The following is a 24,997-nucleotide window of genomic DNA, read 5'->3' on the forward strand; positions in this document are numbered from 1 at the left end:
TACCACGGAGGGCGCGGAGGAGAAGTAAACCATTTTGATCTTATTTCTCTGCGTCCTCCGCGGTGTACATTCATTTCGTTTTTGACTTCGAAAGGCTTTAAGCCTGAGTCTCGCTTTCCTTGGAGGCGGGCAAAGTCACACGCAATAGATGCAGTCGGCGATTGTCGGCGCGCAGCACCCTGAGCCGCAGGCGCCCGAGCTCCATGCCCTCGCCGCGTTTGGGCAAGCGCCCAAAATCGTGCACCACCAACCCGCCTATGGTGTCGAACTCCTCGTCGCTGAAATCGGTGCCGAACTGTTTATTAAATTCTTCAATCGGCGTGATGGCCTTTACCGTATAGCTGATGTCGCTGTGCTTGACGATATAGTTTTCTTCCTCGACGTCGTGTTCGTCCTCGATCTCGCCGACGATCTGCTCGAGCACGTCTTCAATCGTCACCAGACCCGACACGCCGCCGTATTCGTCCACGACAATGGCCATATGATTACGGCTGGCGCGGAATTCCTTGAGCAGCACGTTCAGGCGTTTACTCTCCGGGATAAACACGGCGGGGCGTAACACGTCGCGCACCTGAAAGGCGCCCTTGCGTCCGGCGCTGAAATAGGTCAACAAATCCTTGGCGAGCAGGATGCCTATCACTTCGTCGCGGCTCTCTCCGACCACAGGGAAACGCGAGTGCGCCGACTCAATGATGACCGGCAGGAATTCCTCGGGAGGCACATCACGCTCAACCACCACCATCTGCGAGCGCGGCACCATGATGTCGCGCACCTGCATCTCGGAAACTTGCAGCACGCCCTCGATCATCGCCAGCGCGTCTATATCGAGGAGGTTGCGCCTTTGCGCATCGCGTAACAGTTCAACGAGTTGCTCGCGATCTTGCGGCTCGCCTGAAAACGCCTGGCCCAGACGTTCCAGCCAGGAACGTTGAGCAGACTCACTAGGTCGGTCGTTCATAGATTTGGCAGTTCATGTTCAAGATAGGGATCGGGGTAACTCAATTTATCCATTATTCGCGTTTCGAGCGCTTCCATCGTACGGGCCTCTGCCTCGCGCTGGTGGTCATGACCTACAAGATGCAGACAGCCGTGCACCACCATATGCGCCCAGTGCGCCTCGCCCGGTTTGTGTTGTTCCTGCGCCTCGCGCGCCACCACCGGGGCGCAAATCACTATGTCGCCCAGATAGTCCTGCACCGAAGGCGCAACTCCTTCCGGAGGCTCGAACGGAAAGGAGAGCACGTTGGTCGCCCCGCGTTTGTGACGATATGAACGATTCAGCGCTGCACCTTCCTGCTCATCCACTATTCTCACCGTGATTGAGCCACGCCGGTCCGTGAGCGCCGCCCGCGCCCAGCGGATAATCTCGGCCTCGCCGGGCAAACCTGCGGCAGGACAGGCATATTGGACAGCGACTTTAGCGGGTGAGGCGTGAGGCGTGAGGCGTGAGGTGTTGCTCCTTACCCCTAACCCCTCACTCCTTACTGTTCTTTTCACACCGCACCGGCTTGCTCAAAAGCTTCATACGCCGTGACGATGCGCTGCACCAGCGGGTGGCGCACCACGTCCTCCGCGCGGAAAAAACTGAAGCTGATACCCTCCACACCCTTCAATACCTCCACCGCGTGACGCAGACCGGACTTGCGCTCGCGCGGCAGATCAACCTGGGTCACGTCGCCGGTGATGACCACCGTGGAGCCGAAACCGATGCGCGTCAAAAACATCTTCATCTGTTCGACGGTGGTATTTTGCGCCTCGTCGAGGATGATAAAGGCTTCGTTCAGCGTCCGCCCGCGCATGTAAGCGAGCGGCGCGACCTCGATGACGTTGCGTTCGATCAGTTTCGCCACGCGCTCAAAACCGAGCATCTCATAGAGCGCGTCGTACAAGGGGCGCAGATACGGATCTATTTTTTGGGCCAGATCGCCGGGCAAAAATCCCAGCCGCTCGCCCGCCTCGACCGCCGGGCGCACCAGCAGCATGCGCCGTACCTGCTCACGCTCCAGCGCCTCCACCGCGCAGGCCACGGCGAGATAGGTCTTCCCCGTCCCGGCCGGGCCGATGGCGAAATTGATATCGTGGGTCTGAATATTTTTGAGATAGCGTTGCTGGCTGGGGCTGTGGCCCTTGATCGTGCCGCGCGGTGTGCGGATGGAGACCTCCGCTTCAGCAGCGCGCGGCGCTTCCGCTTCCGGGCGCGCCAGGTCCTCGATGTGCGCCTTATTGAGCGAGAGATGCACCTGCGCCGGGGTGAGCGATCCGCCGGCCGCCTGCGAGTAAAGATCTTTCAGCACCTCGCTCGCCGCCTGCACCGAGCCTTTCCCGCCGATGACGCGGAACACATTGCCGCGATTGGCGATCTCGACACCCAGACGGCCTTCAACCTGGCGCAGGTGTTCATCAAACTGGCCACACAGGCTTGCCAGCCGCTGATTATCGGCGGGTTCAAGGGTGAGGTCGCAGGTTTCGGGTGATTCTTCGGTAGCGCGGACAGGACGTACGCCACGCTTAAGCTGGGTTTTCACAGTACTAGTATACGAGAGCTGTAAAAAGATTCAAGGAAGGGGCTAACCGGTTGCTTTATAAGCGATGCTTTCACGATTCAGTAACATTTCCGTTTCTACCAGCCTGCCGCGCAGCGAATTGGGCATCGCCTCCGTGATTAACACCTCGGCAAATTGTCCGATCAACCCGGCTGTGGCGGGAAAATTGACCACACGGTTGTTTTCGGTGCGGCCGGCCATTTGCTTCGGATCTTTGCGCGAGGGCCGCTCCACTAAAATGCGCTGACGGGTGCCGACCATCCGGCGGCTAAGCTGGTTCGCCAGTTGGGCGATGCGCGCCTGCAAGATGTTCAAGCGCTCCTGCTTTCTCTCGTGAGATACATCGTCCGGCCGGCTCGCCGCGGGTGTGCCGGGGCGCGGGCTGTAAATAAAACTGAAGGACTGATCGAAACCCACCTCTTCAATCAAATTCATCGTGGCCTGGAAATCGGCGTCGGTCTCACCCGGAAATCCCACAATAAAATCGGAAGTGAGGCTGATCCCTGGCCGCACCTCACGCAGACGCTGAATCTTGTCTTTATATTCATGTACCGTGTAGTGACGATTCATCAAGCGCAAAATACGGTCCGAACCGCTCTGCACCGGCAGATGCAGATGATTGACCAGCTCCGGCACGTCGGCATACGTCTCAATCAAATTATCGGAAAATTCCACCGGATGCGAGGTGGTGTAGCGTATGCGCGCTATTCCCTCGATGGCGGCGACATAGCGGATGAGCAGCGCAAGATCGGCGACACCCCCGTCCTCCATCTCGCCACGATAGGCATTCACGTTCTGACCCAGCAAGGTCACCTCGCGCACGCCTTGCGCGGCAAGCTGACGAATCTCCTTCAGTACATCCGCCAGCGGCCGGCTCATCTCCTTGCCACGCGTGTAGGGCACCACGCAGAACGTGCAATATTTGCTGCACCCTTCGATGATAGAGACCAGCGCGGCCGGCCCTTCGGCTCGCGGCATGGGCAGGTGATCGAATTTTTCGATTTCAGGGAAGGAAACATCCACCACCGGCCTGCGCAGTTTAAGCGTGTTCTCCAGCATCTCCGGCAGGCGGTGCAGGGTCTGCGGGCCGAACACCATGTCTACATACGGCGCGCGTCTGAGGATGTTATCGCCCTCCTGGCTCGCCACGCAGCCGCCCACGCCGATCACCCTCTCCGGCCGTTGCTCCTTCAATTCATGCCAGCGGCCGAGATCCGAAAACAGTTTCTCGGAGGCCTTTTCGCGTATCGAACAACTGTTGAGCAGAAGCACGTCGGCCTCTTCAGGCGTGGCGGCCAACTCCAACCCGTGCGAGCGCGCGAGCAAGTCCGCCATCTTGGCGGAGTCGTACTCGTTCATCTGGCATCCAAAGGTTTTGATGTAAAGTGTGCGTAACATTTTTACCAAGCACGTAGGGCCGAATTCATTCGGCCTACAGCCTAATCCTCGAATTTCGGCGTCGAGCCGATCTTGTGGATACTCAAATCCGCGCCGGCGTATTCTTCTTCTGGACTGAGGCGAATGCCGACTATCGCTTTGATCGCGCCATAGACCACAAAGCCACCGGCCAAGGCGATCACGACACCCAATCCCGTCCCCAAAATTTGTGAGGTGAGACTCACCCCTCCCAAACCGCCCAGCGCCTGACTGCCGAAGATGCCGCAGGCGATGCCGCCCCATACCCCGCACAGGCCATGCAGCGGCCATACGCCGAGCACGTCATCAATCTTCCACTTATTTTGGGTGAGCGTAAACGTCCAGACAAACAAGGCGCTCGCCACGATGCCGGTGAACAAGGCCCCAATCGGGTGCATCACATCCGAGCCTGCGCAGATCGCCACCAGGCCCGCGAGCGGCCCGTTGTGCACGAAGCCGGGATCGTTGCGGCCCATGAACAGCGCCGCGAGAATGCCGCCCGCCATCGCCATCAGCGAGTTGAGCGCGACCAGTCCGCTCACCGCTTCCACGGTTTGCGCCGACATCACATTAAATCCAAACCAGCCCACCGACAGGACCCAAGCGCCCGCGGCCAGAAACGGGATATTGGACGGAGGATGCGCCGTTATCCCGCCATCGCTGGAGTAACGTCCACGCCGCGCGCCCAATAACAACACCGCCGCAAACGCGATCCAGCCGCCCATGGCATGCACCACTATGGAGCCGGCGAAATCGTGAAATTTGGCGCCGAACTGCGCCAACAGCCAGTCCTGGATGCCGTAGTGACCGTTCCACGCGATGCCCTCATAAAACGGATAGACCAACCCCACCAACAGAAACGAGGCCGCAAGCTGCGGGTTGAATCTGGCCCGCTCAGCGATGCCGCCGGAAACGATGGCCGGGATCGCCGCGGCGAAGGTCAGCAGAAAGAAAAACTTGACCAGCTCGTAGCCGTTCTTGGCGGCCAGGTGCTCCGCCCCCTGGAAAAAATACACCCCATACGCGACGCCATAGCCGATAAAGAAATACGCAATAGTGGATGCCGCAAAGTCAGACAAAATTTTAACCAGCGCATTGACCTGATTTTTCTTGCGTACCGTGCCGACTTCCAAAAAGGCAAACCCCGCGTGCATGGCAAGCACCATCACCGCGCCGATCAAAATGAACAATACATCGCTACCGGATTTCAAGGTCTCCACAGAACCCCCTTATGATTATCAATCAGTCCTTAATTCTAGGGTGTTCCGGCCCCAAAGTCGAACGCCTTGACCGGCTATGCAAAACCCGGAAAAGGCATAAAATCGCCGCTTGCCGCCGCCAATCGCGCCGCATAGTCGTGCTATGATGGGCGTATCCGGGGGATAGCCCCCCTGCTACCCAAAGGACAGCGTTATGAAAATCGCCGGCGACATGGCCGTCAGTATGCACTACACCCTCACCGATGACAGCGGCGCGGTACTGGACAGCAGCAAAGGGGCGGGGCCGCTGGTGTATTTACACGGTCATGGCAACATCATCCCGGGCCTGGAAAAGGCACTGGAAGGGGCAACGGTGGGATTCAAATCCAAGGTCACCGTGGCGCCCGCCGAGGCCTACGGCGAGGTCAATTCCGACGCGATCTTCGAGGCCCCGCGCAAACACTTCCCCGATGACATGAAACTCAAGCCTGGCGTAAAGGTGCAAGCCGACGGCGAGCATGGCCCCGTGACGCTCACCGTGGTCAGGCTCACCGACACCGGCGTGATTCTGGACGCCAACCACCCTCTGGCCGGCAAGACCCTGCATTTCGATGTCGAAGTAACGGAGGTCCGCCCGGCGACCAGCGAAGAGATCGAACACGGCCATGCCCACTCAGGCGACGGCCATCACCATCATTAAAAAACGCGATAGCTCCGTAGCTTGGATTGGCCGCCGCCAGATGCGGCCAGCGGCATCTCGTTTGAGGACGAGGGTCAATCAAGATATTGAATCCCGGATTTCATTCCATTCTATCCAATCCAGGCTACACTCGCTGGATTCCTTTCTCCCCGCTTGACATATATGTATATTATACATATCATAAATCATGCGCTTTCAGTTTGATCCCAGGAAGGCTGCGACCAGCCTCAAAAAACACGGTGTGTCGTTTGTTGACGTGGAGGGTGTATTTAGCGATCCCCTTGCGATACATCGTGAAGACCCAGATACCGAAGACGAAGAAAGATTCATCGCTGTTGGAATGGGAAGCGCTGGGGGAATTTTGGTGGTTATTTATACGCTTCGTGGTGATGAAATCCCGCTGATTTCGGCTCGCCGCGCAACACGTAATGAGGTAAAAGATTATGAGAGATGAATACGATTTTTCCAAGGGAAAGCGTCGCGCGCTAATCCCCACAAAGGGCAAGACGCGCATCACCATTTATTTTGATGATGCAGTGCTCGATGAGTTCCGCGCCCGCGCTGAAAAGGCAGGTACCGGCTATCAAACCATGATGAACGATGCGCTCAAAGCTTACCTGGCTGGAAGCAGGGAAGAACCGATCACCGAGTCGGTCTTGCGACGAATAATCCGGGAAGAGCTTGCGTAGTCAGCAAGGGGGAGACACATTGTGCCCACACGGGTTCAAAACAGCGTGGGCAGACAAAAGGCCTGTCTGCGCACGCTACCTGGCTTTTCCTGACAGTCATACAATGAACATGACCCCTCTTTTGACCCCTCTTCCTTGACAGTCATACAATGAACATGACCCCTCTTCCTTCATGACCCCTCTTCCTTCCCCCAGCGGACGCTAGCCGCGCCGCTGATTTGCATCGTTGGGCGTCAGAACGTCAGTAGCAAGCGGTCGTGCACTTCATGACCTTCCAAGCTGCGGCCATCCATTTGGAAGCGTTTCAGCATTGAGCGACCTACATTGACGAACTCTTCACGCTCAAACAGCCCATCAGGAATCGCAATATCACATATCTTCCGTCCCGAATATTTAGTGCCGTCGATGCTCAATGCAACATACGCGCCCCGCGCTTTGCAAACGGCGATGGAATCAAAGAGACGTTGTAACGAGAACGCCTGCGCGCCGTAGAGAATAGCTTGGCTATCGGCGTATGGGGGGTCACAGTAAACTAAATCCCCCTGTTTCGCTTGATCCATAGCCTCGGAGAAGTCCAGATGTAAAAAGCGTGCACCCTGAGTTCGTGCGTGCCAAATGTCTGCCCGCCTCCCAAAACTCTCCGGCGACACTGGATCGTGAACACCAACGGGTGTGCTCATATAACCATCGTGCTTACGGAAGCGAACGACGCCGCCATAACACGCACGACAGAGAAAGAGAAGGTCGGCTCCATTTGGCGTCATGTTGTAGCTGGCGAGCACTTTGTCATAGGCCGCCTTCTTGCCTAGCTGCGCTATCAGCGCATGCCGTTCAGCGTACTGCCGCTTTAATTCCTCTCTATCGTCGTGAAGGGTCTGCCATATCTGAACTAACGGCGCAAACGTGTCACTCGCCACTGCCTTCTTTGGAGCGAGCACACCCAATACACCGCCACTACCAAGGAACGGCTCAAAGTAGGTGCCGAACTGCTTTGGAAAAAATCCGATTATCGAGTCCGCCTGTTTCTGCTTGTTGCCGACCCACTTCAAGAGCTGGGTGCGAAACGGCTTTGTTCCGCCTGAGGTAGGTAGTGGTACCTCTTCGGGTGCAAACAATTCTGGTTGACGTTGAATGGCTGGTGCGAGCATTCGTAGATTTAGATAGTTAAGATGACCGATTGTAGCATTCTAATTTTGAATATTCCAACATTGAATTTACAGTGTCAGGCATGAAAAAAACGCGCCTCGCCGCCCTGCTGCGACAAGTCCGTCTGGATGCCAACCTCACTCAGCTTCAGCTTGCCGAGAAAATCGGGCAGACACAGTCTTATGTGTCCAAGTACGAGAATGGCGAACAAAGGCTCGACCTGATCGAACTGGAAGCCGTATGCAAAGTAATAGGCATTTCATTAACTGACTTTGTGGGACGGTATCTTGAAAGCTAACCCTCGATTTCTCACCCAACCCAAGGAATTTTGGGCAAACGTCCGCACGATTAGCCAAGAAGTAGGCTATACCGATCGCGGGACAAAATCCATAAAGATTCCTTCGCTGAAAACTATCCGCCAGAAATACGCTGTGCTCAACCTTAGCATGGCGCACACTGCGCGCGAGGACAATACGTTAACCAAGTTCGGACAACTTTTGTTCGACTATTTTACATACCGTGCCACTGTGCTGAATAACACGGTGCAGGGTCATTTCATGAAAAAGGTTGCGGCTAAATCTGAGTTCAACCGGCTAAAAAAGCAATTGAAACCAAAATGCCCATTGCCAATGAACAAGCAAAAAGCCGAGAAGAAGAACTATGCCTTCTTAACAGGCATGGTCAACATGCAGGTAGAGGCGAACATTGGCAGCGCGCCGTGCGACTATGATCCACGCAGGTTGACTACAATGACTCACGACGCGATGCCACTACGCACGCTCTCGCGGCGCGTGGACGGTGCGTTCCCTTCAGTTGTGAACCCCATCGCAATTTGGGAGATCAAAAAATATTATTACACCACGACATTCGGTAGCCGCGTCCCAACATGTCTTATTCATCGACGACTACTTTACATGGTGGGAGTGCGGGCGCTCGTACCTATGCCGCATGATCGACATGCTTCACATGGGCTATGTCGATGAGGTTGTGTTCGGTCGCGAAGTGCTCACGCGCCTCCCTGAGTTGGCTCGGGGATGGAAGGCGAGCTACGACGCCACTTGAAAAGCGCGGCCCGTGCAGCGGGTGATGGCCATCATAACCCCGACCTCAGCATTTCAAATGGCGAGGTGGCTGGTTGCCAAATACACAACAAACCCTTGGAGAAGAAATTGAAACGTATGAAGACTGGTGGCTATGGGTGGACTCGAACCACCGACCTCAGCATTATGAGTGCCGCGCTCTAACCAGCTGAGCTACATAGCCTCTACAAACAGTTTCTTTGCCTTCCCTGGCGGGACTTCAGTAAAACCTTTCAACACCAGCCCAGCCATCCATGGCTGGGCGTTCGCTGCTACGCAGCTCACCCAGCTGAGCTACATAGCCCTAACGACAGAGAAAAGATACAAGAGCAGAGAATAAGGAAGTATTTTAGTATAGTTTTTCTCTTGTATCTTTGCTCTTTTCTCTATTTTTCAAACATTAAACCTGAAGTGCATCACGTCACCATCTTTCACGACGTAGTCCTTACCCTCTAAGCGCCACTTGCCGGCTTCTTTTGCGCCGGGCTCGCCCCGGTACTTGATATAGTCCTCGTAGGCGATCACCTCGGCGCGGATGAAACCGTGTTCGAAATCGGTGTGGATCACGCCGGCGGCCTGCGGGGCGGTGGCGCCGACCTGGACCGTCCAGGCCCGCACTTCTTTGGGGCCTACCGTAAAATAGGTTTGCAGCCCTAGCAGCGCATAACCGGCGCGAATGACACGGTTTAGGCCGGGCTCTTCCAGGCCTAACTCGTTCAAAAACTCGGCCTTGTCTTCATCGGGCAACTCGGCGATCTCGGCCTCAATCGCGGCGCACACCGGCACGACGGCGGCACCCTCGGCGGCGGCGTGAGCGCGCACCTGGTCGAGGTAGGGGTTGTCGCTGAAGCCATCTTCGGCGACATTGGCGATGTAGAGCGTGGGTTTGATGGTCAGCAGATGCAGCTCGCGCAGCGCTGTACGTTCCTCCGCAGTAAGGGCCATGGAGCGCACCGGTTTGCCTTCGTTCAGGTGCGCGTGGACACGTTCCAGCAGGGCCTTCTGCGCGAGCAGCGCCTTGTCGCCGGTCTTGCTCGCCTTGGTGGCGCGCTGCAAGGCTTTATCTATGCTCTCAAGATCGGCCAGTGCAAGTTCGGTGTTGATAACTTCGATATCGGAGAGTGGCGAAATTTTTCCCGCGACATGCACCACGTTGGGGTCTTCAAAACAGCGCACCACGTGGGCGATGGCGTCGGTCTCGCGGATGTGGGCGAGAAATTTATTACCCAACCCTTCGCCCTGCGCCGCGCCGGCGACCAGGCCGGCGATGTCCACGAATTCCATGGTGGTCGGAAGAATCTTTTGCGGCTTGGCGATAGCGGCCAAGGCGTCGAGCCGCGGGTCAGGCATGGGCACGATGCCCACGTTGGGCTCAATGGTGCAGAACGGATAGTTTTCCGCCGCAATGCCCGCCTTGGTGAGCGCATTGAATAAGGTGGACTTGCCCACGTTGGGCAGGCCGACGATGCCGCATTTGAATCCCATGATTAGCCGATATCCAATACAATCCGCAATGCGCCACGCACCTTGTCAAGCAACTCGGGTGAACAGGTCATTAACGGGCCTTCCGTGAAGCGCCGATTGTCAATCGCGCGCAGTTGGTCAATGAGTAAATCGGAGGTTTCGCGCAGGCGGTCGCCTGCCGCTACGCGCACCCGTAACGGCTCGGCGTCGTCTATCAGGCGAGTCGTGAGTGGAATGACCAGCGTGGAGGGATGCCCCGCCTCCAATAACGCGGCGGTTTGTACGATCAACACGGGACGCAACTTACCCGGTTCTGTGCCGTGAGACGGGCTTAAATCCGCCAGCCAGATTTGGCCGTATTCAGGCATCCGGTGCAGTTTCAATGCGCGCGAACTCGGCATTGACGCGCATACTTTCTTCACGCACGCGCTTGGACACTTCCTTTAATCGCGCATTGCGCTCTCTGCGCAGCACCTCGGTGTTCATCGCTTCTAGCGCCTTGCGGATGTAATCGGTTCGGGAAACGTGCAGTTCCTCCGCCCGCCGGTCCGTTTCCTTAAGCAGATGATCCGGCAGCCTTACGGAAATAGTGCTCATAGTTCACCAAAATCTGTACTCCAATATGGGATGCTTAGTGTAACACAAATTGTAAACGTAACAAATATATTACATTCATTAACTTACACCTTAAGTGTGGAGCTGCTGCATTGCCTTTTCGATCTCGCCGCTCAGGATCAACGGTAGGGCGGCATGCGCCTCAACCATCGCGGCATCTATCAACTCTTGTTCAGCCGCAGGCGCGCGCTTGAGCACATAGCCCACTACGTCGCCACCCTTGCCCGGGTGGCCGATGCCGATGCGCAGCCGCAAAAAATCATCGCCGAGGTGGGCGATGATGTCGCGCAGGCCGTTGTGTCCGCCATGTCCACCGCCCTGCTTGAGGCGCACTGTGCCGGGCGGCAGATCGAGATCGTCATGCACCACCAGGATATTTTCGACAGGGATTTTATAAAACCCGGCGAAGCCGGCGATGGGTTGGCCGCTCTTGTTCATGAAGGTGTGCGGCTTGAGCAGCCAGCAGTCGCGTCCCGGTGCAGGGTACTTGACGACCGCACCCTGAAATTTAGTCTCGAACTTAAAGTTCAGATTGGCCCGGCGCGCGAGTTCGTCCACAAACCAGAAGCCGGCATTGTGGCGCATGAACTCATAGTCGGGGCCTGGATTGCCCAGGCCCACAATGAGATCAGTGGACATCTAAGACTTTGCGGCAGATTAACCCTTCTCGCCCTTACCGCCCTTGGTCTCCGCCTTGGCTTCAGGCTTGGCTTCGGGCTTACCTTCCGCAGGGACTGCCGCGCCTTCCACTGCCGCGGCCTCTTCAACGGGCTTAACCTCTTCAACCACAGCGCGCGGCAGATGAATGCTCGCCACCGGCTGGTCATGAGCATGAGTCAACGCGACCAGTTCCACGCCCTTGGGTAGTTTGAGGTCGGACAAATGAACGGTTTCGTTCAATTTGACCTGGCTCATATCTACCTCAATGTACTCGGGCAGATCGGCGGCGAGACACAACACCTCGACGTCGTTCAACAGGTGCGAGATGATGCCACCGCTCTGTTTAACGCCCGGCGCGATATCGGAGCCGGTAAAGTGCAAGGGGATGCGCATACGCATTTTTTTGGTGGCGCTGATGCGTTGCAAATCCAGGTGCATGATGCGCGGCTTGCTGGGGTGGCGTTGCACGTCGCGCAGCACTACTTTTTCATCGCGGCCGTTGACCTTCAAGGTCAAAATATGCGAATAAAAGGCCTCGTGCGCCAGGTGCAACGACACGGCGTTGTGGTCCAGGGTAAGCGATAGCGGTGCTTGCTCCGCGCCATACACGATGGCCGGGATCTTGTTGCTGTGACGCAGGCGGCGGCTCGCACCCTTACCCTTGTCACTGCGTTCTTCTGCGATCAATTCAAAGGTTTCTCTCATGATATTTCTCCAATAACAACAACACACAAAAACCCGCACCGCGACCAGTGCGGGTTACACATTACGTGCGAATGAATTCGCACCTACTAATCCATATACAGAGAACTGATAGACTCTTCTTTACTGATGCGCCGCATGGTCTCGGCCAACATCTCGGCGATACTGATCTGACGGATGCGCGGACAGCCCTTTGCCTCGGCGCGCAGCGGGATGGTGTCGGTCACCACCAGTTCGTCCAGCTCCGAGGCATTGATATTTTCCACCGCCGGGCCCGACAGCACCGGGTGTGTGCAATAGGCGACCACTCGTACCGCGCCGTGCTCCTTGAGAGCGCGCGCCGCCTCGCACAAGGTGCCGGCGGTATCCACCAGATCGTCCACCAGCACGCAGGTGCGGCCTTCCACGTCGCCGATCACGTTCATCACCTTCGCCTCATTCGGCTGCGGCCGGCGTTTGTCTATGATGGCGAGTTCGGCGTCGTCCAGATTTTTGGCGATCGCGCGGGCCCGCACCACGCCGCCGACATCCGGCGAGACCACGATCAGGTTGTCGTACTTGTGCTTCCAAATGTTGCCCAGCAGGATCGGCGAGGCATACACGTTATCCACCGGCACATCGAAAAATCCCTGGATCTGGTCGGCGTGCAGATCCACCGTCAACACCCGGTTGGCGCCCACGCTCTCGATCATGTTCGCCACCACCTTGGCGGTGATGGGCACGCGCGCCGAGCGGGGGCGGCGATCCTGGCGCGAATAACCGAAATACGGAATCACCGCCGTGATCCGGTACGCCGAGGCGCGCCGCATCGCGTCCACCATCACCAGCAACTCCATCAGGTTGTCGTTGGTTGGCGCGCAGGTCGGCTGCACGATGAAAACGTCCTTGCCGCGGACGTTTTCCATGATCTCGACCATTACCTCGCCGTCGCTGAAGCGGCCCACCGTGGCCTTGCCCAGCGACATATTGAGGTAACTGACCACATTCTCGGCCAACGGCCGGTTGGCGTTGCCCGAGAAGACGACCATTCTGCTATCTAACATAACCAACCCCTAATCCCCAACCCCTTGGTGAGGCGTGAGGCGCGAAGCCCTTCATTCATCACTTTTCATTTTTAGCTTTTCACTCTTCACGCCTCACCCCTCACCCCTTACTTTTCACGGCATTAAGTGGCTGGGGCGCCAGTCCTGCTCCGGGCTTCCTGCCCTCGCCCCTGCGGGGCCAGCGTCGCTATGCTCCGCTGTTCAAATTCGCTCCCGGCGAATTTGTCGAACCCAAGGGTTCTCATCCTGGCACTCCTAAACCGCTTATGTAATACCATTTGGCTGGGGTGCCAGGATTCGAACCTGGGAATGCTGGAATCAAAATCCAGTGCCTTACCACTTGGCGACACCCCAATAATCTAAATAAGTGAGGCGTGAAGAGTGAGGCGCGCCTAACCCCTAGTCTCTAGCCCCTATTATTTGCGTATTTTACTATGGATAAGGCGATGCAGGGGGGATAGATTCAAACCCTGGGCCACGAACGCTTGCCCGCCGTCCGGCCGTTCGGCGATAAATTGCCCCGCCACCCGGCGGGCGGACATCTCATCGGGAAACGCGGCGAACACGCAGCTCCCCGTCCCGGTCATCCTGGCGGAGGCGTGGCCGCCCAGCCAGCGCAAGGCTTGCGCCACTTCGGGATAACGCTGGCACACCAGCACCTCGCAGTCGTTGCCCCCCTTCCCCGCGAGAAAGCCGCGTATTGTGATGGGCTTAGCGTCGCGTGTCAAATCGGGCGAGGCGAAAATCTCCCCGGTCGAGACCCGGCAGGGCGGCGCGATGACCACGTACCACGGCTCCTCCAACTGCATCGGGGTGAGGCGCTCACCCACCCCCTCGGCCCATGCCGCCCGGCCGTGTATGAACACCGGCACGTCAGCGCCGAGTCTTAAGCCCAGCTTGGCCAGCTCGTCCACGGACAGCCCGAGCTTCCATAAATGATTCAGGGCAACCAGGGTGGTGGCGGCGTCGGAGCTGCCGCCGCCCAAACCGCCACCGATAGGCAGGCGCTTGGCGAGTTCGATATCGGCGCCGAGCGAAGTGCCCGTGTTCTCCTTCAGCAGCCGCGCGGCACGTACTGTGAGGTCTTGCTCGGATGCGACACCCGGCAGGTTGTGCAGCGCACGGATCACGCCATCATCGCGCACCGTAAACCGCAGCTCATCGCCGTAGTCGAGGAATTGAAATACGGTTTGCAACTCATGGTAGCCGTCGGCGCGGCGGCCGGTGATGTGCAGAAACAGATTGAGCTTGGCCGGCGCGGGCCAGGCTAGACTAGGCATAGGATTTTAGAGCATATCCACAAATAGTTCCCCTGTGTCCCTTGCAGGGGAAAAGGCTTCACGGCGGAGGGCGCGGAGGAGAAGCAAACCCTTCTTGAGGGTATTTCTCTGCGTCCTCTGCGGTAAATTATTTATGGATAAGTTCTTAATGGTTGAGTTCCCAGTGTTCCACCGCGAGGCGTACCTCCAGATGCGGCTCTGCGCTTGAATTGTTCAAGAACAGTTTGTCGGGCAAATCCACACTACCGGCGGATACGTAACGCCGGAACTCGATATCCCAGCCGGATTGCCGGATACGGGCAAGCCGGCCCAGGCCGTCGAGATCTTTGTGTTCCAAGGGCATGTTGGGATCGGGCAGGCCCAAGACCCAATAACGCAGGCCCGAGACCGGCAGTCGCCAGCCCAGTTGTCTTTCCAGCAGGGCCTCGGGGTCCTGCGCACTATCCTCACCTTCGGAGGTCCGCAGGATGACGTGAGAAGGATCGCCGTTCAATTGCAATGCGCCCTGGCCGAGGGGTGAGCTTAACTGAATAGCGTAGGCTTCACCTTGCTGCTCCCAGGTCAAGGAGGCGTGCCAGCCCTCGGTCGGGGTCTGGATGGCGATGCGTCCACTTAAGCCCCAGGCGCTGAGCGCAGACAAGGCCTGTTGCCGCGCGCGCCATGATTGTTCGGTGTCAATGGTTTGAGGCGGTTGAGTGGGAATAACCTCACAGGCGCAGAGCACCAGCGCCAGACTCACCAACAGTAGATTTTTCACGTTAGGGCGCTTCACCGCAGAGGACGCAGAGGAGTATATACAATTGATTTTTCCTCTGCGTCCTCTGCGGTGAATTTCAAGCCCTTCTTTACGGGGTGAAACGTTTGAGCGTGTCCAACAAAACCTCATCGTTGGGAGAGGTCTTCATCGCGTCTTGCCAGATCTTGCGTGCCTGATCCTGTTCGCCCGTCACCCATAACACCTCGCCCAGGTGGGCGGCGATCTCCGCTTCCGGCGTCAGCTCCAGGGCTTGCTTCAGGTAGCGCAGGGCCTCCTCTTTGTTGCCAAGCCGGAACTGTACCCAGCCCATGCTGTCGAGGACGGCGCCATCCTGCGGGCTGAGTTCCAGGGCGCGCTTGATGTAATCCAGGGCCTCCTGGTAACGGGTGGTCCTGTCGGCCAGCGTGTAGCCGAGGGCGTTCAGGGCGCGGGCGTTTTTTGGTTCGCGCGCGAGGATATTGCCCAGGTCTTGTTCCAGGATGTCGAGCCGGTCCATCTTTTCGGCCAGCATGGCGCGGCCGTAGAGCAGATCGTTGTCGGCGGGGGCTTGCAGGAGGGCGATGTTGTAGATCTCGATGGCCTGAGTGTATTGCCTTTCCTCGCGGAGCAGATCAGCCTCCGCCATGGTGATGAGCTTGGCCTGTTCCGGGGACTGGAGCTTGATCCTGCGCAGGTAAGTGCGGGCGCCCGCCGTGTCGCCCTGCTTGGCCATGAGCCCGACCACGCGCAACTGAGCGTCCAGATAGGCCTCGCCCCGATCCACCGTCTTGTAGAAACCGATGGCGGCGCCATAGTCCTTGCGCGTCTCGGCAATCTGGCCCAGATAGTAACTGGTCTCCCGTTCATACTTGCCGAGTTGCCGCGCCAGTTTCAAATAGCGTTCCGCATCGTCCGGTTGTTTGATCTGTAAGGATAAAATACCGAGGCTGAGCGCGACGTCGGGGTTGTCGGGCATTTGCTGCGCGATCGTTGCAAATTGCTCGCGCGCCTGCTCGAGGCGTTTGGCGTCCACCAGCAGGCGGGCATAGCTGAGGCGCAGGGACAGATCCTTGGGGTGGTCTTTGACCACTTCTTGCAGGTAACTCAATGCGCCGTCGCTGTCACCCTGCATTTGCAGCATGCGCGCCCGTAGCGCGGCGGCGTTGCCCCAGCCCGGTTTGAGTTGCAGGGCCTGATCGAGCGCCGCGCGCGCCGCTTGAAAGTCGGCCAGGCCGAGGGCCAGCGTGGCGTGAGCAAGCTGTGCATCCGGGTTATCCCGATGGCCTTCGGTGAACTTCTTCATCAACCGCAGCGCGGCCTGTTTGTCCTGTTCCCGGCTGAGCAGAGAGGCGACGAACATAAAGGCATAGCCCTGGCCGGTGATAAACTCGGGACCGTTGGGCACGGCCGATGCCTGCGCAGAGGGAGGCAGGGGCAGCAGGGTAATCAGCTTCTCCAGGTGGGGGAGCGCCGCATCGGCCTGGCCGTCGCGCACCAAAAAGGCCACCAGTCCCTGGCGCGCCTCGATATTGTTCGGGGTGATGTCCACCCACAGCCTTAACGCCGCCAGCGCCATTTTTTGATCTTTCAGGAAAAAGGCGATTTGCGCGGCGCGCTGGGCGATTCTCGGATCGCGGGTGGCCTGGGCGAGTTCCAGATAACGCTCTCCGGCCAGTTTGCTCTCGCCGCGTTGTCCGGCGATCTCGGCGACCAGGAGCTTATAGAGCAGATCTTCGGTGAGGGGGACATTCGGCAGCGGCGGCGGGACGCCGTGCGCCTTGGCCGGTTCTTCCGCATGCGATGCGCCCAGCAGCCCCCCCTGCTGACCGGCGACACACCCGACAAGTAATGGTACTGAAAATAGCCGGGCCCATGCGCCGGCCCGCAGCAGCGGTTTGGTCATCTGATACCTGATGATATTACTCATAAGTCAGTAAATAAAACTACACTTCCCGCTACGTCCCCGCCCCCTGTTTAGGGGGCGGGACAGGGTGGGGGTAAATAACAGGGTATTTACTCAGGAGTCGCATCATAAGCCTTGCAACCTTACTTTGTGACTCCTGAGTAAGAAAGGGTGGCACTGCGAATCCAGCCCAGTAACGGCTAAACCGCTACTATACCGGAGTTCGCGGCGACTTGGAGCATATCCATAAATTGTTACCCTGTGTCCCTTGCGGTGAAAAAGCTTCACCGCGGAGGACGCGGAGGAGAACAAACCCTTCTTGAGGATATTCCTCTGCGTCCTCCGCGGTAAATTATTTATGATACGTTCTTAATACGGTGAACTGGGCAGACCACGTTGCTTGTTTTCCGGCCCTATATCGGTCAAAATTCAAGGTTGTATAGAGGTCACAACCTTAACCTGTACTACGAACGTCGAATCGCCCTATGCCCTTTTTCGCCATTGGCATCAACCACAAAACGGCGCCTGTCGAGGTGCGCGAGCGGCTGGCCTTTACCCCCGAGCGTATCCCGGAGGCGCTGCGCGACCTGGGTGCATTGCCGGAACTGCATGAGGCGGCGCTGCTTTCGACGTGCAACCGCACCGAACTCTATTGCAACTTGGATAACGAAGACCACACCGCGGTCGCCGCCTGGTTGTGCCGCTATCACGGACTGAACCCCGCCGAGGTCGAGCCTTATCTTTATAGTTATTCCGAGCAAGCGGCCGTGGACCACGTGCTGAGGGTTGCTTGCGGTTTGGATTCGATGATCCTGGGCGAACCGCAAATACTGGGTCAGATCAAGGCCGCCTACAAGACCGCCTGCGAGGCGGGCACCGTGGGAATGCTGCTTGGGCGTTTGTTTCAACACACCTTTCTGGTGGCGAAGCAGGTGCGCACCGATACCGCCATCGGCGCAAGCCCGGTGTCGGTGGCGTTCGCCGCGGTGAGTCTGGCCAAGCAGATCTTCGGCGATCTCTCCGAGCAGACTGCTCTCTTAATCGGCGCAGGCGAAACCATTGAGCTTACCGCCCGCCACCTGCACGAAAGCAAGATCGGCCGCATCATCGTCGCCAACCGCACCGTGGAGCGCGCCCACACCCTGGCCTCCGAATTCAACGGCTACGCCATCGCGCTGGCCGAGATGCCGGCGCACCTCTATGAAGCCGACATTATCATCTCGTCCACCGCGAGCCAATTGCCCATCCTCGGCAAGGGCAGCGTGGAGAGCGCGCTCAAGGTGCGCAAGCACCGGCCCATGTTCATGGTGGACATCGCGGTGCCGCGCGATATCGAACCCGAGGTCGGCGAACTGCCCGACGTGTATCTCTACACCGTGGATGATCTGCAAGAGGTCATCCAGGAAAATCTGAAATCGCGCCAGGAGGCCGCCAAACAGGCGCGGGAGATTGTAGACACGCAAGTCGCCAACTTCATGGGCTGGCTGCAATCGCTCAACGCGGTCTCAGCCATACGCGCCTACCGCGGCAAGGCCGAACAGACCCGCGACCAGGAATTGGAAAACGCCCGCCGCCTGCTCGCCCAAGGCCGCGACCCCGAACAAGTCATGCATCTCCTCGCTCGCGCCCTCACCAATAAACTCATCCACACCCCCAGCATCCAGATGAAACAGGCCGGTTTCGAAGGCCGTCTGGAACTCTTGCAAGCGGCACGCGAGCTGTTTGATCTGAAAGATACCGATAGTTAAAATTATTACCGCCAAGTCGCCAAGTACGCCAAGGTCATTGATTATTTTATTGATCAGTAAGCCCACCCGGCAATGTAAAAAGTGGCACTATAGTGTGGTATTCTTTGCGTCCTTGGCGTCTTGGCGGTTAATCGCGTCTGGCGTTAAGTCGTAAGGATTATTAGCCACCGTGAAGCCCTCCATCCGCAGCAAACTCGAAAACCTCTCCGAGCGCCTGCAGGAAATCAGCGCGCTGCTCTCCGATCCCGCCATTCACCGCGATCAGGGCCGCTTCAGGGATTATTCCAAGGAATACGCGCAACTCAGTCCCGTGGTCGAATGCTTCCGTCGCTATCAGGCGACACTCGACCAGGTTGCCGAGGCCGAGGCCATGCTGCGCGACGAGGACCCCGATCTGCGCGCCTTGGCGGAGGAAGAGATCAAATCGGCGCGCCGGCAACAGGAAAGTCTCGAACTGGAATTGCAAACGTTGCTGTTGCCCACCGATCCGCACGACGACAGCAATATCTTTCTGGAAATCCGCGCCGGCACCGGCGGCGACGAAGCGGCCCTGTTTGCGGGCGACTTGTCGCGCATGTACACGCGCTACGCCGAGACGCGCGGCTGGCAGGTTGAAATCATGAGCGTCAGTCACGGCGAACACGGCGGCTACAAGGAGATCATCCTGCGCGTCATCGGCCGCGGCGCTTATTCGCGTCTCAAATTCGAATCCGGCGGACATCGCGTGCAGCGTGTGCCGCAGACCGAGGCGCAAGGCCGCATCCACACCTCGAGTTGCACCGTGGCGGTGATGCCCGAAGTGGAAGAGATAGACGAGATCGCCATCAACCCGGCGGACTTGAAGGTGGATACCTTCCGTGCCTCGGGCGCCGGCGGCCAGCACGTCAACAAGACCGACTCGGCGATCCGCATCACGCATCTGCCCACCGGCACCGTGGTGGAGTGTCAGGACGAACGCTCGCAGCACAAGAATCGCGCACGCGCCATGTCGCTGTTACGGGCCAGAATGCTCGCCGCCGAGCGCGGCAAGCAACAAAGCGAGCAAGCCCAGTTGCGGCAAGGCCTGGTGGGCAGCGGCGACCGCTCCGACCGCATCCGCACCTATAATTTTCCGCAGGGCCGCGTCACCGATCACCGCATCAACTTGACGGTGTACCAGCTTGACGCCGTGCTGCAGGGCAATCTTGATCTGCTGATAAACCCGCTCGTCAGCGAACATCAGGCCGAGCAGTTGGCCGCGATTGCGCAATAAATGGAAGTGCTGTCATCAAAAAACGCGACAGCGGTGTTGAAAAAGGCCATACGGCAACTGGCCGGTCTCGAACAACCCACGCTGGAGGCCGAAGTGCTGCTGGCTTACGTGCTGGGCTCGACGCGCAGCCGGTTGCTGAACCTGGCGGAACGAAAGTTGAGTGAAGATCAACTAATGCAGTTCAACCAGCTCCTCGAACGCCGCTTGCAGGGCGAGCCGGCCGCGTATCTCACCGGCTATCGGGAATTTTGGTCTCTCGATTTACAGGTTACGCCTGACGTATTGATTCCGCGTCCTGAAACAGAACGTTTGGTCGAGCTTGCACTGGAACGCATTCCTGAAAACGAATGTTGGCGCATCGCCGATCTCGGCACCGGATCGGGCGCGATTGCTCTCGCCATCGCGCGTGAACGGCCCTGTTGCCGGATCATTGCGACTGATATTTCTGAAGCCGCTTTAGAAGTCGCGAACGCCAACGCCGAGCGGTTGGCTATTCGCAATATCGAGTTTCGTTTAGGGGGCGGCGATTGGTTCGGTGTTTTGCAAGACGAGCAGTTTGACATGGTTGTCTCCAATCCGCCTTATGTCAGGAGTGATGATCCGCACCTGGAAGCATTGCGCTTTGAGCCACAGATCGCCTTAGTAGCCGGAGCGGATGGTTTGCAATCGCTGCGTGATGTTGCGACACAGGCGCGGCGACACTTTACTTTCCTCTCCCTCACCCCGCCGGCTTCGCCCCCCTCGCTCCGCTCTCCCCGGAGGGAGAGGGTGGCGAAGCCGGGTGAGGGGGGCGGCTGGTTATTGTTGGAACACGGCTACGATCAAGGCTCCGAATTGCTGCAAATGCTTGCCGGTCTGGGCTATGAATCCGCACTGGATTATACGGACCTAGCCGGCCTTCCGCGTATTGCCGTCGCGCAGTGGAAAATCTCTAATGAATGACGAGCAACTGCAACGCTACAGCCGCCAGATTCTCCTGCCGCAGATTGGCCTTGAAGGTCAGCAAAAATTACTTGATTCGCGTGTGCTGATTGTCGGTCTTGGCGGTCTCGGCTCGCCGCTCGCCATGTATTTGGCGGCGGCCGGTGTTGGCCATTTAGTCATTGCCGATTATGACAAAGTGGATTTGTCCAACTTGCAGCGCCAGATTATTCATCGCACTTCTGATGTAGGCCGTAACAAGACCGATTCGGCGCGGGACGCGCTGCTCGCGCTTAATCCTGGAACTCAAGTCACCGCTATCAACGAGAGGTTGACGCCTGGGCGGCTTGCCGCAGAAATCGTTCAGGCCGGTGTCGTTGCCGATGCGAGCGATAATTTCGCCACACGCTTTGCGCTGAACGCCGCCTGTGTGCAGACCAAAAAGCCATTGGTATCCGGCGCGGCGATACGCATGGAAGGACAAGCCGCGGTGTTTGACCTGCGCCGCGACGACAGCCCGTGTTACCGCTGTTTGTATCGAGACGAGCCCGGCGAAGAGGAAGGTTGCGCACAGCTCGGTGTGCTCGCACCACTGGTGGGCGTCATCGGCGCCCTGCAGGCCGTTGAGGTCATCAAGCTATTATTGAATATCGGCGAGACACTCACAGGACGGTTATTGTTACTCGATGCGTCCACAATGGAGTGGCGCGGCGTAAAATTGTCTAAAGACCCCGACTGTCCCGTATGCGGTGCGAAGCCAAGGTAGGGGTGGCCACGTTTTATATGCCCACGCGCCGGTGACTTTACGGCGGATGCCCGGGTAGGCTAATCTTGTAGCTTGGATTTACGCTTTAAGTAACACGGCAGACTACAAAACGAGGGCTTAGGCGCCATGAATTGGTTCTACAACCTCTCCATCAAAATGAAGCTGCTGGCGGCCTTTTCCGTCATGCTGCTGATCGTGGCGGGCCTGAGTGTGTTTTCTGTAGTCAAAATGCAGACCATTAACGCCGCCTCCACCGAAATTGTAACCACTTGGCTACCCAGCGGGCGATTCATCGCCAATATACGCAGTGATCTGCTCAACTTCCGCAGTGCGGAATTACACCGCCTGCGTGCCGCTGCCCCAGTGGAACGGCAACGTCTTGAACAGGAGATGGCGGAGTCCCAGGCCTCAATGCTGAAAAACCAGCACCGTTATGAACCGCTCATTTCATCGGACGAGGAAAGACGTCTTTACCGGGAATTTACCCGATGGTGGGAGGTGTATCTGCGTACGCGGCCTACGGCTGCCTCCGGGCAAAACAATCCTCAGGGGGGCGGGGATGGCGACGTCTCATCACAGGCCTACGAAAAGGCGGAAACCGCACTCAATACACTTATTCAACTCAATGTAGAAGCAGCCAACGCGGCCAGCGCCAAGGCCGATAGGGTCTATACCCAGTCGTTAATCTGGCTATTAGCCGCCGTGTCGGTAAGCATCCTGGTGATGGTCCTGCTCAGCGTGGTGATGAACGACCGTATCGGCCGGCCTATCCGGCGGCTCGCCAGGGTAGCGGGTAAAATCAGCATGGGCGATCTTGGGGCGCGCACCCGGCTCAACTACGAGAGGGACGAGTTGGGCGAGCTTGCCCAGGCCTTTGATGAAATGGCCAAGACCTTGCAGCGCCGCAAGCAAGAGGCCGAGCAGGCGGCGCGTGAGTTGCGTAATAGTGAAGAGCGCCTGCAGTTGGTCGCCAAGGCCAGTAACGACGCGATTTGGGATCTCGACTTGATCACCGAGGATCTCATTTGGAATGAGCACTTTGCGACCATGTTCGGTTATCGTCAGGAAGACATCGAGCCCGGCATGGCGTCCTGGAATAACCGCGTGCACCCGGAAGACAGAGAGCGCGTGCTGAAGAGCATCCACGATTTGCTTAATAGCGGCGGGAGTTATTGGTCTGAAGAATACCGCTTCCGCCGCAGCGACGGCAGCTACGCCTATCTGCTTGATCGGGGTTATGTCGTGCATGACGATACCGGCAAACCGGTGCGTATGATCGGTTCCATGGTGGATCTTACCGAGCGTAAGCAGATCGAGCTGACGCTGAGCAAGAAATACGATCAGTTGCAGGCGATTTATCGTCTGACCGACGCGGTCAATCAGGCCGGCTCGGTTGAAAGTGTGTACCAAGAGGCGCTCAATGCCTTGCAAGACACATTACATGCAGATCGCGCCTCCATCCTGCTGTTTGATGAACAGGGGGTCATGCGCTTCGTCGCCTGGCGCGGGCTTTCCGAACACTACCGGAGAGTAGCGGAGGGCCATAGTCCGTGGTCCGTCCATGACACCGCTGCCCAGCCGATTCTGGTCGCGGACGCCAAGCAAGAACCCAGCCTGGAAACATTCCGTGAGACGCTCAAGGAGGAAGGCATCCGCGCCCTGGCATTTATCCCCATACTTTATCAAAAACGGCTGTTGGGTAAGTTCATGGTGTATTACAATCTGCCGCACGCCTTTTCCCACGAAGAAACCCAACTGGCTCAGACCGTCGCCAGCCATATCGCCTTCGCCATTGAGCGCGTGCAGCAAACGGCCAAGCTGGAACATCAGGCCCTCTACGACAGCCTCACCGATATCCCCAACCGCACTTTATTACATGATCGCCTGAGGCAGGCCGTCATCGCCGGTCAGCGCGCAGGCGCCTCGCTGGCCCTGCTGTTGATAGACCTGGACCGCTTCAAGGAGATCAACGATACCCTGGGTCACGACCGGGGTGATCAGGTCTTGAAACAGATCGGCCCGCGCATTCAGGGTGTGCTGCGGCTATCCGACAGCGTCGCGCGCCTGGGGGGCGACGAGTTCGCCGTGCTGTTGCCGACGGTGAGCAACGCCGACCATGCCGTGCTCACCGCAGGCAAGATCCTGCAGGCGTTGCAGACGCCGTTTCCGGTGGAGGGTCTGGAACTTGAGATCGGTGCGAGCATCGGTATCGTGCTCTGCCCCGAACATGGCGCCGACGCCGAGTTGCTTATGCAGCGCGCTGATGTGGCGATGTATATCGCCAAGCAGCAAGGCAGCGGCTACGCGATCTATGCCCCGGAGCTCGATCAGCACAGTCCACAAAAGCTCACCCTGATGAGCGAATTGCGCCACGCCATCGAACACGATGAACTGGTGCTCTACTATCAACCCAAGCTCAGTCTCAAGACGCAAAGCATCATCGGGGTCGAGGCGCTGGTGCGCTGGCGCCATCCGCAGCGCGGTCTGATTTATCCCGACCAGTTCATCCCCTTGGCGGAACAAACGGGTTTAGTCAAACCGCTTTCGCTGTGGGTGATAGACCATGCCTTACGGCAGCACATCGCTTGGCAGCGCCTGGGTCTGGCCATCAGCGTGGCGGTGAATCTTTCCGCACGTAATCTGCATGACCAGGAGTTGCCCAGACAGATTGCTGAATTGCTTCGGCTACATCAGATCAAGCCGCATATGCTGGATATCGAGATCACGGAGAGCGCGATCATGGCCGATCCCGCGCGCGCCCTGGAGGTGCTCACCCGGCTCAGCGATATGGGCGTCAAACTCTCGATAGATGACTTCGGCACCGGTTATTCCTCGCTCGCCTATCTCAAAAAATTACCGGTGGACGCGGTCAAGATAGACAAATCTTTTGTCATGGATATGGCCAAGGACGCAGACAACGCCATGATCGTGCGCTCCACCATAGATCTCGCCCACAACCTGGGGGTACAGGTCATCGCCGAAGGGGTGGAGGTGCATGAAGCGTGGATCGAATTATCCATTCTTGGCTGCGACGCCGCGCAGGGTTATTACATCAATCGTCCCATCCCCGCTGCTGAATTTATCCCCTGGCTCAACGGCTCACCTTGGGAATTGGCAAGAACGGTACCGGCGTGA

The 24,997-nt window shown here is 57.9% G+C and carries 24 protein-coding genes, 2 tRNA genes and 1 pseudogene; 10 read left to right on the forward strand and 17 right to left on the reverse strand.

From position 1 onward, the window contains the following. Positions 1-97: 97 nt before the first annotated feature. Genes HY028_00530 through HY028_00550 form a run of 5 tightly spaced genes read right to left on the reverse strand, consistent with a single transcriptional unit; the run spans position 98 to position 5,179 of the window. Positions 98-958, reverse strand: a complete 861-nt coding sequence (locus HY028_00530; protein MBI3343366.1) for a CBS domain-containing protein — start codon at positions 956-958, stop codon at positions 98-100. Next, on the reverse strand, positions 955-1,497 hold the full coding sequence (gene ybeY, locus HY028_00535; GenBank protein MBI3343367.1) for an rRNA maturation RNase YbeY: 543 nt from the start codon (positions 1,495-1,497) through the stop codon (positions 955-957). The genes HY028_00530 and ybeY overlap by 4 nt, the downstream gene beginning before the upstream one ends. Further along, positions 1,494-2,525 (reverse strand): PhoH family protein, encoded by a 1,032-nt coding sequence (locus HY028_00540; GenBank protein MBI3343368.1) that lies wholly within the window; start codon positions 2,523-2,525, stop codon positions 1,494-1,496. Before HY028_00540 ends, ybeY begins: the two co-directional genes overlap by 4 nt. A 42-nt stretch (positions 2,526-2,567) precedes the next feature. Then, positions 2,568-3,941 carry a tRNA (N6-isopentenyl adenosine(37)-C2)-methylthiotransferase MiaB gene (miaB, locus tag HY028_00545; protein MBI3343369.1) on the reverse strand — a complete coding sequence of 458 codons (1,374 nt, stop codon included), beginning with the start codon at positions 3,939-3,941 and terminating at the stop codon, positions 2,568-2,570. 41 nt (positions 3,942-3,982) lie between these two features. After that, a complete protein-coding gene (locus tag HY028_00550; GenBank protein MBI3343370.1) occupies positions 3,983-5,179 on the reverse strand; it encodes an ammonium transporter in 1,197 nt (398 codons plus the stop codon). 193 nt (positions 5,180-5,372) lie between these two features. Between HY028_00550 and HY028_00555 the strand changes: the two genes are divergently transcribed. The 3 genes from HY028_00555 to HY028_00565 all read left to right on the forward strand — a co-directional run bounded on the left by HY028_00555 (position 5,373) and on the right by HY028_00565 (position 6,547). Beyond that, a complete protein-coding gene (locus HY028_00555; protein MBI3343371.1) occupies positions 5,373-5,858 on the forward strand; it encodes a peptidylprolyl isomerase in 486 nt (161 codons plus the stop codon). Between the two features lie 187 nt (positions 5,859-6,045). After that, positions 6,046-6,312 carry a BrnT family toxin gene (locus HY028_00560; protein ID MBI3343372.1) on the forward strand — a complete coding sequence of 89 codons (267 nt, stop codon included), beginning with the start codon at positions 6,046-6,048 and terminating at the stop codon, positions 6,310-6,312. Then, positions 6,302-6,547 carry a BrnA antitoxin family protein gene (locus HY028_00565; GenBank protein ID MBI3343373.1) on the forward strand — a complete coding sequence of 82 codons (246 nt, stop codon included), beginning with the start codon at positions 6,302-6,304 and terminating at the stop codon, positions 6,545-6,547. The genes HY028_00560 and HY028_00565 overlap by 11 nt, the downstream gene beginning before the upstream one ends. Before the next feature lie 233 nt (positions 6,548-6,780). Here the strand turns inward: HY028_00565 and HY028_00570 are convergent, their stop codons facing one another. Beyond that, entirely contained in the window at positions 6,781-7,695 is a 915-nt protein-coding gene (locus tag HY028_00570) for a DNA adenine methylase (GenBank protein MBI3343374.1), read from the reverse strand. 80 nt (positions 7,696-7,775) lie between these two features. Here HY028_00570 and HY028_00575 point away from each other — a divergent pair, with 80 nt between their 5' ends. Together HY028_00575 and HY028_00580 are read left to right on the forward strand one after the other, a co-directional pair. Continuing rightward, positions 7,776-7,991, forward strand: coding sequence for a helix-turn-helix transcriptional regulator (locus tag HY028_00575; GenBank protein MBI3343375.1), 216 nt, complete (start codon positions 7,776-7,778; stop codon positions 7,989-7,991). Further along, a pseudogene (locus HY028_00580) lies at positions 7,981-8,755 on the forward strand (hypothetical protein). Before HY028_00575 ends, HY028_00580 begins: the two are co-directional and overlap by 11 nt. Before the next feature lie 124 nt (positions 8,756-8,879). Here HY028_00580 and HY028_00585 read toward each other — a convergent pair. From HY028_00585 to HY028_00635, 11 genes are all read right to left on the reverse strand, one after another. Then, positions 8,880-8,956 (reverse strand) — tRNA-Met (locus HY028_00585). A gap of 209 nt (positions 8,957-9,165) precedes the next feature. Then, positions 9,166-10,257: a redox-regulated ATPase YchF gene (gene ychF / locus HY028_00590; GenBank protein ID MBI3343376.1), complete on the reverse strand. Its 1,092-nt coding sequence runs from the start codon at positions 10,255-10,257 to the stop codon at positions 9,166-9,168. Positions 10,258-10,259: 2 nt separating this feature from the next. Next, positions 10,260-10,604 carry a type II toxin-antitoxin system PemK/MazF family toxin gene (locus tag HY028_00595; GenBank protein ID MBI3343377.1) on the reverse strand — a complete coding sequence of 115 codons (345 nt, stop codon included), beginning with the start codon at positions 10,602-10,604 and terminating at the stop codon, positions 10,260-10,262. Then, the gene (locus HY028_00600) at positions 10,597-10,833 is read right to left on the reverse strand and encodes a ribbon-helix-helix protein, CopG family (GenBank protein MBI3343378.1); all 237 of its coding nucleotides are present in this window, start codon (positions 10,831-10,833) and stop codon (positions 10,597-10,599) included. The genes HY028_00595 and HY028_00600 overlap by 8 nt, the downstream gene beginning before the upstream one ends. 90 nt (positions 10,834-10,923) lie before the next feature. Further along, positions 10,924-11,490 carry an aminoacyl-tRNA hydrolase gene (pth, locus tag HY028_00605; protein ID MBI3343379.1) on the reverse strand — a complete coding sequence of 189 codons (567 nt, stop codon included), beginning with the start codon at positions 11,488-11,490 and terminating at the stop codon, positions 10,924-10,926. A gap of 18 nt (positions 11,491-11,508) precedes the next feature. Then, on the reverse strand, positions 11,509-12,216 hold the full coding sequence (locus HY028_00610) for a 50S ribosomal protein L25/general stress protein Ctc (protein MBI3343380.1): 708 nt from the start codon (positions 12,214-12,216) through the stop codon (positions 11,509-11,511). Between the two features lie 86 nt (positions 12,217-12,302). Further along, entirely contained in the window at positions 12,303-13,256 is a 954-nt protein-coding gene (locus HY028_00615; protein ID MBI3343381.1) for a ribose-phosphate diphosphokinase, read from the reverse strand. Between the two features lie 279 nt (positions 13,257-13,535). Beyond that, positions 13,536-13,610, reverse strand: a tRNA-Gln gene (locus HY028_00620). Between the two features lie 62 nt (positions 13,611-13,672). Then, entirely contained in the window at positions 13,673-14,536 is an 864-nt protein-coding gene (gene ispE / locus HY028_00625) for a 4-(cytidine 5'-diphospho)-2-C-methyl-D-erythritol kinase (protein ID MBI3343382.1), read from the reverse strand. A 145-nt stretch (positions 14,537-14,681) separates the two neighbouring features. Then, positions 14,682-15,293, reverse strand: a complete 612-nt coding sequence (lolB, locus tag HY028_00630) for an outer membrane lipoprotein LolB (protein ID MBI3343383.1) — start codon at positions 15,291-15,293, stop codon at positions 14,682-14,684. 88 nt (positions 15,294-15,381) lie between these two features. Continuing rightward, positions 15,382-17,175, reverse strand: coding sequence for a tetratricopeptide repeat protein (locus HY028_00635; protein ID MBI3343384.1), 1,794 nt, complete (start codon positions 17,173-17,175; stop codon positions 15,382-15,384). Positions 17,176-17,660: 485 nt separating this feature from the next. Between HY028_00635 and HY028_00640 the strand changes: the two genes are divergently transcribed. The 5 genes from HY028_00640 to HY028_00660 all read left to right on the forward strand — a co-directional run bounded on the left by HY028_00640 (position 17,661) and on the right by HY028_00660 (position 24,997). Further along, positions 17,661-18,923 carry a glutamyl-tRNA reductase gene (locus tag HY028_00640; GenBank protein MBI3343385.1) on the forward strand — a complete coding sequence of 421 codons (1,263 nt, stop codon included), beginning with the start codon at positions 17,661-17,663 and terminating at the stop codon, positions 18,921-18,923. 169 nt (positions 18,924-19,092) lie between these two features. Next, the gene (gene prfA, locus HY028_00645; GenBank protein ID MBI3343386.1) at positions 19,093-20,175 is read left to right on the forward strand and encodes a peptide chain release factor 1; all 1,083 of its coding nucleotides are present in this window, start codon (positions 19,093-19,095) and stop codon (positions 20,173-20,175) included. Continuing rightward, positions 20,176-21,117, forward strand: a complete 942-nt coding sequence (gene prmC, locus HY028_00650; GenBank protein ID MBI3343387.1) for a peptide chain release factor N(5)-glutamine methyltransferase — start codon at positions 20,176-20,178, stop codon at positions 21,115-21,117. After that, positions 21,110-21,862 carry a molybdopterin-synthase adenylyltransferase MoeB gene (gene moeB / locus HY028_00655; GenBank protein MBI3343388.1) on the forward strand — a complete coding sequence of 251 codons (753 nt, stop codon included), beginning with the start codon at positions 21,110-21,112 and terminating at the stop codon, positions 21,860-21,862. The genes prmC and moeB overlap by 8 nt, the downstream gene beginning before the upstream one ends. Positions 21,863-21,988: 126 nt before the next feature. Continuing rightward, positions 21,989-24,997, forward strand: coding sequence for an EAL domain-containing protein (locus HY028_00660; protein MBI3343389.1), 3,009 nt, complete (start codon positions 21,989-21,991; stop codon positions 24,995-24,997).

The sequence above is a fragment of the Gammaproteobacteria bacterium genome (assembly GCA_016195665.1).
GTDB lineage: Bacteria > Pseudomonadota > Gammaproteobacteria > SURF-13 > SURF-13 > JACPZD01.

Excerpts from the sequence above, each read along its gene's own strand:
- HY028_00600 (MBI3343378.1), bottom strand. The coding sequence starts at position 10,833 with ATGAGCACTATTTCCGTAAGGCTGCCGGATCATCTGCTTAAGGAAACG.
- HY028_00530 (MBI3343366.1), bottom strand. The coding sequence starts at position 958 with ATGAACGACCGACCTAGTGAGTCTGCTCAACGTTCCTGGCTGGAACGT.
- HY028_00610 (MBI3343380.1), bottom strand. The coding sequence starts at position 12,216 with ATGAGAGAAACCTTTGAATTGATCGCAGAAGAACGCAGTGACAAGGGT.
- HY028_00560 (MBI3343372.1), top strand. The coding sequence starts at position 6,046 with ATGCGCTTTCAGTTTGATCCCAGGAAGGCTGCGACCAGCCTCAAAAAA.
- ychF (MBI3343376.1), bottom strand. The coding sequence starts at position 10,257 with ATGGGATTCAAATGCGGCATCGTCGGCCTGCCCAACGTGGGCAAGTCC.
- prmC (MBI3343387.1), top strand. The coding sequence starts at position 20,176 with ATGGAAGTGCTGTCATCAAAAAACGCGACAGCGGTGTTGAAAAAGGCC.
- HY028_00615 (MBI3343381.1), bottom strand. The coding sequence starts at position 13,256 with ATGTTAGATAGCAGAATGGTCGTCTTCTCGGGCAACGCCAACCGGCCG.
- pth (MBI3343379.1), bottom strand. The coding sequence starts at position 11,490 with ATGTCCACTGATCTCATTGTGGGCCTGGGCAATCCAGGCCCCGACTAT.
- HY028_00595 (MBI3343377.1), bottom strand. The coding sequence starts at position 10,604 with ATGCCTGAATACGGCCAAATCTGGCTGGCGGATTTAAGCCCGTCTCAC.
- miaB (MBI3343369.1), bottom strand. The coding sequence starts at position 3,941 with ATGTTACGCACACTTTACATCAAAACCTTTGGATGCCAGATGAACGAG.
- ispE (MBI3343382.1), bottom strand. The coding sequence starts at position 14,536 with ATGCCTAGTCTAGCCTGGCCCGCGCCGGCCAAGCTCAATCTGTTTCTG.
- HY028_00660 (MBI3343389.1), top strand. The coding sequence starts at position 21,989 with ATGAATTGGTTCTACAACCTCTCCATCAAAATGAAGCTGCTGGCGGCC.
- HY028_00575 (MBI3343375.1), top strand. The coding sequence starts at position 7,776 with ATGAAAAAAACGCGCCTCGCCGCCCTGCTGCGACAAGTCCGTCTGGAT.
- HY028_00635 (MBI3343384.1), bottom strand. The coding sequence starts at position 17,175 with ATGACCAAACCGCTGCTGCGGGCCGGCGCATGGGCCCGGCTATTTTCA.
- HY028_00565 (MBI3343373.1), top strand. The coding sequence starts at position 6,302 with ATGAGAGATGAATACGATTTTTCCAAGGGAAAGCGTCGCGCGCTAATC.
- moeB (MBI3343388.1), top strand. The coding sequence starts at position 21,110 with ATGAATGACGAGCAACTGCAACGCTACAGCCGCCAGATTCTCCTGCCG.
- HY028_00640 (MBI3343385.1), top strand. The coding sequence starts at position 17,661 with ATGCCCTTTTTCGCCATTGGCATCAACCACAAAACGGCGCCTGTCGAG.
- HY028_00555 (MBI3343371.1), top strand. The coding sequence starts at position 5,373 with ATGAAAATCGCCGGCGACATGGCCGTCAGTATGCACTACACCCTCACC.
- HY028_00570 (MBI3343374.1), bottom strand. The coding sequence starts at position 7,695 with ATGCTCGCACCAGCCATTCAACGTCAACCAGAATTGTTTGCACCCGAA.